We start from the raw sequence: 2,902 nt of genomic DNA on the forward strand, positions 1-2,902 counted from the left end.
GTTTTTTTTATGCAAACGATAAAATTTTAGTGATATTTGATCCCCTATGATGGACGCACAGACGGAGCGTTTGTTGTTCTCTTGGCGACCAGTTCGTCGGAAAGATCGGTCATAATTTCCCTCCTTGAACGACTTCCAACTTAGTTCCCGGCTTGGGAATAAGAGCAAGTTCGTCCTGTGTGGCGCGGCTTCCGACTTCGGCGACGTGTTTGTTCATGTAGTAGCGGACCAGACCCGGCCCACGCATGCCCGCTACTTTTTCACGTTCGGAGAAGATTGCGCCGAACGTCACCAGTTCGTTCATGATTTTGCTGACTTCTTGGACCGCGATCCCGACTTGTTCTGCGATTTCTTCGCGTGTCAGCATGACTTGGCCTGTGTGCGGCATGAGATGATCAAACAGGAGCGTCCAGACAGAGACGGCCTTCATGGGGCGCTTACTGTTTTCCATAAGCCAGAGGGTTACAGCACGATTTTGAGCGGGACGGATCATGATGAACGGCTCCGTAGTTCCAGTGTCTGGCGTAGTAAGGTTCTTGATCTGGGCATACAGTCGCCCAACTGCATCCCCCATCGCCCCGCCATTGTCCGCAAACGGAAGCAAAGCCTGTTTGAGTAGGTCGGCCTGATCTTCCTGAAGTCGATCTTTACGGGTCTTAAGGCGGGTCACATTCCGCATGTGGGGAACCTCTGTATAGGGATCGATTAGGTGGCACACTGTGCCTCCTTATGGTGGCACAGTGTGCCACCTAATGAGAAGCTATATTTTGCGGTTCCCCAACGAAAAACGACCATCAGCTAATCCCTAGATAGAATAAAGATATTTATTCCCCCCTATGGTCCCCCCCTTAGAACGGTGGAAAACTGCCATTTTGGGGTCTGTCCCGGCGCCCTGCGGGCGGGCTACGCCGCTCCCGCTCCGCGCTCGCCCGGCCCCTGTAACGCCGGCAGAATCGGGCGAAAGAAAATGGCTCAGGAAGCGATGAGGAAACTGGACGGCTTTCCCATCCCTGTGACGGTCAGGGGAGATACCAGCCGGATATGTTCCCCTTGGCGTCAGCGTTCGGGAAGCAGACCGTGCCGCCTTTCTGGCGTTCCGTGGTCCAGCCGTTCCCACGACACATGGTCAGCAGGTCGAGGCTGCCGCGTCGATCGAGGCCATAAGCCCGCAGTCCGGCCGGGGTGTTGGCCCAGCTCGCGGCCGCCTCCTGATTCCGGGCTTTCTGGTATCCTTCCGCCTGTCCCTGTTCCCATCCCGACTGATGGCCGAGGTAATATCCCGCCTCACAGCCCGCCAGAGCGATCAGGAGGCTGATAAAACCTGTCCAAAGTAGATTGGAACGGATTTCGGTCTGGCTGGCCTGTAGCGCCTTCTGTGAGGCTCCTGTGGCCTGCCTGAGCGCGGCCTGCATTTCGGATGACAGGGCATGTTCCTGCTGGTTCCGGGTGGCCTGCTCGGATCGAACGGCCCGGAGCAGGCGGTTCGTTTCCGCCATCTCCCGGCCGAGCTGGTCGAACGCGGCCAGTCCGTCATCCAGCTCGCGTTCGTCGGTCATGACTTGTCAAGCTCGGGCTTCTGCCACCCCTCGAACGCCTTGTGGTCATGGTCGCGGGTGATGCGTTTCATCAGTTCGTCAATGACCCGGCCGAAGCGTTCATCCTTCCCGGCCGCGTCGATCAGAAGCCCCCCGAGAATAACCTTGCGCCGGGTGTCCAGCTTGCGTTCCTCGGCGTTCTGTCTGGCGAGCAAAGCCTGATACCGGGCCTTGGCCTGCTCGACCTGCTGTTTTGCCTTCTCGATGGGTGTCATTTTTCCTCCCGCACCAAGTGGGTGCAATGGTCTGTTGTGATTTCCATTCCCGCGTGACCTTGTTGAGGATACCCGATTTTTCGGAAGTTTCCTTGATTCCTCGTGGAGTGCAAACAACCCTTGCGACGAAGGAGTGAAGGGCGCACTTTAGCATTGTTCCAATGCGTGCGTCAGGAATGTTCCTTCCCTGAACCCTTCCAGACCGGAGAAAGTCGTGGCGATCTACCACCTGTCCGTCAAATCCATTTCGCGTTCGGCCGGTCGCAGCATCGTGGCTGCGGCCGCCTATCGTTCTGGTCAGGTGCTGACGGACGAACGGCAGGGCCTGACGCACGACTACACCCGCAAGCAGGGAGTGGAGGATGCGTTCATCGTGGCCCCGGATGGCGCGGACTGGGCGCAGGACCGGAACGCTCTGTGGAACGCAGCCGAGGCGGCCGAGAAGAGGAAGGACGCCAAGACCGGCCGGGAATACGAGCTGGCGTTACCGGCCGAGCTGGACGCGGGCGCACGGAAAGAACTGGCTCGGGATTTCGCCCGTGAGCTGGTGGTGCGTTACGGGGTGGTGGCCGATGTGGCGATTCATGAACCCGGCCGGGAAGGGGATAACCGGAACCATCACGCCCATATCCTCACCACGACCCGGACGGTCGGTGAGGAAGGTCTGGGGGCCAAGACGCGGGTTCTGGACGTGGCCAGCACCGCCTCGGCCGAGATCGAGCATATGCGGGGTGTGTGGGCGCGCCAGGTCAACACGGTGCTGGAACGGCACCAGGTCGAACAGCGAGTGGATCACCGGAGCTTCGAGCGCCAGGGGAAGGAACAGGAGCCGACCCGGCATATGGGGGTTTCAGCGACCGCCCTGGAGCGTCAGGCGGCCCGCGAGATCCCCGGCCGGGAGCCGGTAACGGATCTCGGGAAGCAGAACGCGGAGATCCGCGAGCGGAACCGGGTTCTGGAAACGGCCCGCAAGGCTGTGGTGAAGGCGCAGGAGCTGTTCTCCGGCCTTGAGAAAAAGGCCCGGCTGGCGGTCGGTCTGGCCCGGAAGATCGGGCAGCGGATGGAACGGGAGAGGGAGACTGAGCGCCAGAG

At 59.9% G+C, this 2,902-nt stretch carries 4 protein-coding genes; 1 reads left to right on the forward strand and 3 read right to left on the reverse strand.

Translation table 11 applies throughout. The features are described from left to right. Window positions 1-109: 109 nt before the first annotated feature. From LOC54_RS11960 to LOC54_RS11970, 3 genes are all read right to left on the reverse strand, one after another. Window positions 110-679: a hypothetical protein gene (locus LOC54_RS11960; RefSeq protein ID WP_279314014.1), complete on the reverse strand. Its 570-nt coding sequence runs from the start codon at window positions 677-679 to the stop codon at window positions 110-112. A 340-nt stretch (window positions 680-1,019) separates the two neighbouring features. Then, the gene (locus LOC54_RS11965; RefSeq protein WP_279314015.1) at window positions 1,020-1,556 is read right to left on the reverse strand and encodes a replication protein; all 537 of its coding nucleotides are present in this window, start codon (window positions 1,554-1,556) and stop codon (window positions 1,020-1,022) included. After that, the gene (locus LOC54_RS11970; protein WP_279314016.1) at window positions 1,553-1,810 is read right to left on the reverse strand and encodes a mobilization protein; all 258 of its coding nucleotides are present in this window, start codon (window positions 1,808-1,810) and stop codon (window positions 1,553-1,555) included. The genes LOC54_RS11965 and LOC54_RS11970 overlap by 4 nt, the downstream gene beginning before the upstream one ends. 214 nt (window positions 1,811-2,024) lie before the next feature. Between LOC54_RS11970 and mobQ the strand changes: the two genes are divergently transcribed. After that, the coding region (gene mobQ, locus LOC54_RS11975; protein ID WP_279314017.1) for a MobQ family relaxase at window positions 2,025-2,902 on the forward strand (878 nt) is incomplete at its 3' end.

This window comes from Acetobacter sp. AN02 (assembly GCF_029759835.1).
Lineage (GTDB): Bacteria > Pseudomonadota > Alphaproteobacteria > Acetobacterales > Acetobacteraceae > Acetobacter.